Raw genomic sequence first — 3,831 nt, 5'->3', positions numbered from 1 at the left:
CAGCTTGGGCTGAACTTCCTTGGCCTGAGCCAAAATGGCATCAAAATCCAGCAATTCCGTCTCAGGATCGACGCTATAAGATACGAAGTGATAGGTCTGGCCAGAAAAGCTGACTGCAGCACCGTGTGTCAGGTGGCCGCCGGCTGACAGGTCCATCCCCATGACGGTATCGCCTGGCTCGATGAGGGCCATGTAGGCTGCACAGTTGGCCTGGCTGCCGGAGTGGGGCTGCACATTGGCAAACTTGGCACCGAAAATCTCCTTGGCCCGCTCAATGGCCAGGCTTTCAATGACGTCTACAACGTCCGTTCCGCCATAGTAACGGCGGCCTGGGTAGCCTTCGGCGTATTTATTGGTCAAAATAGAGCCCTGAGCTGCCATAACGGCCTTGGAAACGACATTTTCCGAAGCAATCAGCTCGATATTGTGCTGCTGGCGCTCTTCTTCTTGGGCAACTGCCTGCCAAAGCTCGGCGTCAAATTCTTTATAATTGTCTTGGTCAAAAATCATGAAGTATCTCCCTTCTGGTGCGGGCCAAGCAGTTTTCAAAACTGTATGGCCTGAATAGTGTTTTGCTTTAAGCTAGCGAGACCAAGGCCTTGCCGTCTCAGCTTCTGCGCTTTCTTCACAGAGAAAAGCTTTTCTAAAAGCAAATGTCCGGAACCTTGTCCAGAATGTCTTCTTTGCTGATGGCTCCCTGACGGAGGATGCGGGCCTTTGGGCCCGACAGGTCCAAAATAGTCGAATCCTGACCAGTCAGAAAGGCGTCGTCTTCCAGGCCGGGAACCTCCTGCCCAAAATCCATCATAATCTGCCGGAAGGAAACGCCGCTGGCGCTGCCCGAAAGATTGGCGGATGGACCGATCAGGGGACCGAATTTTGCAATCAAATCCAGCGTAGCTGGATGGCTGGGAATCCGAAAGCCAACGGTTTTCAAGCCAGAGTTAATCCAAATCGGAACCTGATCATTGGCCTCTAAAACAATGGTCAGCGGCCCCGGCAGAAAGGCCTGACAGAGCCTGTCAAGATAGGCAGGCTGGTGTTTGGAAAAGCGGTAAATGTCTTCCAGAAGGGCGACATTGAGATTGAGAGCCTTGTCGCGGGGTCTTCGTTTTAATTCGTAGACCAGCTGGACAGCCTTTGGGTCCAAGGCGCGGGCAAACAGTCCATAGACTGTCTCCGTCGGAAGAACTGCCGCTCCGCCTTCCGCCAGTGTCTGTTCTATCTTATCCATGATCTACCGCCACCATTCTATCCTTGCCAAATTGATCCTGCAGGACCCGGACCCGCTTTTGCGGGAAGGACTTTTCAAAATATTCTCTCACCTTGGCTCCCTGCTTATAGCCAATTTCCAGATAGATTTTTCCTTTTTCTGTCAGATAGGGCTCGGCCTGCTCGGCTATTTTTCGGTAAATGGCGTAGCCATCTTCTTCTGCAAAGAGAGCCATGTGTGGCTCAGAGGCCAGCACATTGGGTCCGACTTCTTCTTTGTCAGCGGCTGAGATATAGGGAGGATTGGACACGATGATGTCATAGCGCCTCGCTATCTTCTCGAAGCAGTCCGACTGGATAAAGTCAGCTGCAAGGCCGTAAGTCTGAGCGTTTTCCGCAGCCAAAGCCAGCGCTTCCTCTGAAATATCCGAAGCTGTCAGCCGCCACTGCCTGCGGCGGGCAGCCAGAGCCAGCGCAATCGCCCCGCTGCCGGTGCCTATATCCAGGACCGTCAGAGGAAGGTCGGGATTTTCCGCCAGTATCAGCTCCACCAGCTCCTCTGTCTCCGGTCTGGGAATCAGCACCCGGTCATCCACCTGCAAGGTCAGGCCGCAGAAGTCGCTGCTGCCGATGATGTACTGGGCCGGCCGATGGGACAGAAGCTGCTTTTGGATGGCCTGCAGCAGCTGCAGATCTGCTTCTTCTGCTTCCGTCTGAAGCTTGAGGACAAAGTCTGTAAAAGAGAGATGGTTCAGAGCCCGATAAGTAAAAGACAGGCTTTCAGGCTCTGATCCGGCTGCCTCCAGCTGCCGCTCCATATCGGCCAAGATTTGGGCAAGTTTCATTATTTATTGAGCTCTTCTAATTTCTGAGTTTGGTCATAGAGGACCAGAGCATCCACCACTTCGTCCAGCTTGCCGGAGAGAATGATGTCCAGCTTTTGCAGGGTCAGGCCGATACGGTGGTCGGTTACGCGGTTCTGCGGGAAGTTATAAGTACGGATCCGCTCGGAGCGGTCTCCGGTACCGATGGTGGACTTGCGCTCCGCATCCTGTTCATCCTGAGCGATTTGCGCAAAGTGATCCGCCACCCGGGCTCGGATGATCTTCATAGCCTTGTCGCGGTTCTTCTGCTGGGTCCGCTCTTCCTGCATCTCAACCTTGATATTGGTCGGCAGATGGACGATGCGGACAGCGGTTGCGACCTTATTGACATTCTGACCGCCGGCACCGGAAGCATGGTAGATATCCACCCGCAGGTCTTTGGGGTCAATGTCGTACTCGACTTCTTCGATTTCCGGCATGACCAGCACCGTGGCGGTCGAGGTGTGGACCCGGCCCTGGCTTTCAGTCACAGGGACCCGCTGGACCCGGTGGGCGCCGGATTCGTATTTCAGCTTGGAATAGACCGACTGTCCCGAGACCATGGCCACCACTTCCTTGAAGCCGCCGACACCGTTCATCGAAGCTTCCATGACCTCAAAGCGCCAGCCCTGTGCTTCGGCATACTTCTGATACATGGTCAGCAAATCACCGGCAAAAAGGGAGGCTTCATCACCGCCTGCAGCTCCGCGGATTTCCAAGATAATATTTTTATCGTCATTTGGATCCTTGGGCAGGAGGAGGATTTTCAGCTTTTCCTCATAGGCTTCTTTTTCAGCCTTGGCATCCTTGAGTTCCTGCTTGGCCATTTCCTCCAAGTCTGCGTCACCAGAGGCATCTTTTATCATCTCCTCAGCATCTGTGATATTCTGCAGGACACGCTTGTACTCGCGGTAGGCTGCTACTGTGTCGCGGCTGCTGGCTTCTTCCTTGGATAATTCCATAAAGCGCTTGGTATCGCTGACGACATCGGGGTCGCTCAGCAATTCTCCCAATTCCTCATAGCGATCCTCAACCGCCTGTAGCTGTTCATAGATGTTCATTTTTCACTTATCTCCTCTTTTTACTTGATTTCTGGGTTAAAATAATGCCTGCGGCAGACCGAAATATAGGTCTCATTGCCGCCAATCTGAATCTGCTCCCCATCGTAAACAGGATGGCCGTCAGCCGTCCTCAGTACCATGGTCGCTTTCTTGGAGCAGAACTGACAGATGGTCTTGATCTCGTCAATCTTGTCCGCCAAAAGCAGGAGGTGCTTGGAGCCTTCAAACAGTTCATTGCGGAAATCATTTTTGAGCCCAAAGGCCATGACCGGTACATCCAGCTCATCCACTACCCGTGCCAAATCATAAACATGATGCCGCCTCAGAAACTGAGCTTCATCGATTAACAGACAGTAAGGTTTTTCCGGCAGGCTTTTGATGTAGCCGAAAATGTCTGTCTCGTCTTCGATAGCCAGTGCATCCCGCTTCATGCCGATGCGGCTGGAAACCAGGCCAAAACCGTCGCGTGTGTCAAGGGCGGATGTCATAATCACGACACCTTTTCCCTGCTCCTCATAGTTGTGGGCTACCTTTAAAATTTCAATGGTCTTGCCCGAATCCATCGTGCCATATTTGTAGTATAACTGAGCCATAATTTAAATCTTTGCTAATTCACTATCTCCATTTTTACTTCACATTATTTTACCATAATTCACTACTCTTTAAAACCTCATTTGTGATAAAATAATATTATC

At 52.0% G+C, this 3,831-nt stretch carries 4 protein-coding genes and 1 pseudogene; all 5 read right to left on the bottom strand.

The window, feature by feature from the left end; genetic code table 11:
• Window positions 1-510: pseudogene (glyA, locus tag STRDD11_RS14820) on the bottom strand (serine hydroxymethyltransferase); the annotation flags it as partial.
• Between the two features lie 133 nt (window positions 511-643).
• Entirely contained in the window at window positions 644-1,234 is a 591-nt protein-coding gene (locus STRDD11_RS12815) for an L-threonylcarbamoyladenylate synthase (protein ID WP_128837630.1), read from the bottom strand.
• Entirely contained in the window at window positions 1,227-2,057 is an 831-nt protein-coding gene (gene prmC / locus STRDD11_RS12810) for a peptide chain release factor N(5)-glutamine methyltransferase (protein WP_128837629.1), read from the bottom strand. Before prmC ends, STRDD11_RS12815 begins: the two co-directional genes overlap by 8 nt.
• Window positions 2,057-3,136 (bottom strand): peptide chain release factor 1, encoded by a 1,080-nt coding sequence (gene prfA / locus STRDD11_RS12805; RefSeq protein WP_128837628.1) that lies wholly within the window; start codon window positions 3,134-3,136, stop codon window positions 2,057-2,059. Before prfA ends, prmC begins: the two co-directional genes overlap by 1 nt.
• 20 nt (window positions 3,137-3,156) lie before the next feature.
• Window positions 3,157-3,729, bottom strand: a complete 573-nt coding sequence (locus STRDD11_RS12800) for a thymidine kinase (RefSeq protein WP_128837627.1) — start codon at window positions 3,727-3,729, stop codon at window positions 3,157-3,159.
• Between the last annotated feature and the right edge of the window lie 102 nt (window positions 3,730-3,831).

It is taken from the genome of Streptococcus sp. DD11, assembly GCF_001578865.1.
Classification (GTDB): domain Bacteria; phylum Bacillota; class Bacilli; order Lactobacillales; family Streptococcaceae; genus Streptococcus; species Streptococcus panodentis.
The sequence above is the reverse complement of the archived record's forward strand: the minus strand, read 5'-3'. Positions and strand labels throughout refer to the sequence as shown.

Coding starts and splice junctions, on each gene's coding strand:
- STRDD11_RS12815 (WP_128837630.1), bottom strand. CDS start 1,234: ATGGATAAGATAGAACAGACACTGGCGGAAGGCGGAGCGGCAGTTCTT.
- prmC (WP_128837629.1), bottom strand. CDS start 2,057: ATGAAACTTGCCCAAATCTTGGCCGATATGGAGCGGCAGCTGGAGGCA.
- prfA (WP_128837628.1), bottom strand. CDS start 3,136: ATGAACATCTATGAACAGCTACAGGCGGTTGAGGATCGCTATGAGGAA.
- STRDD11_RS12800 (WP_128837627.1), bottom strand. CDS start 3,729: ATGGCTCAGTTATACTACAAATATGGCACGATGGATTCGGGCAAGACC.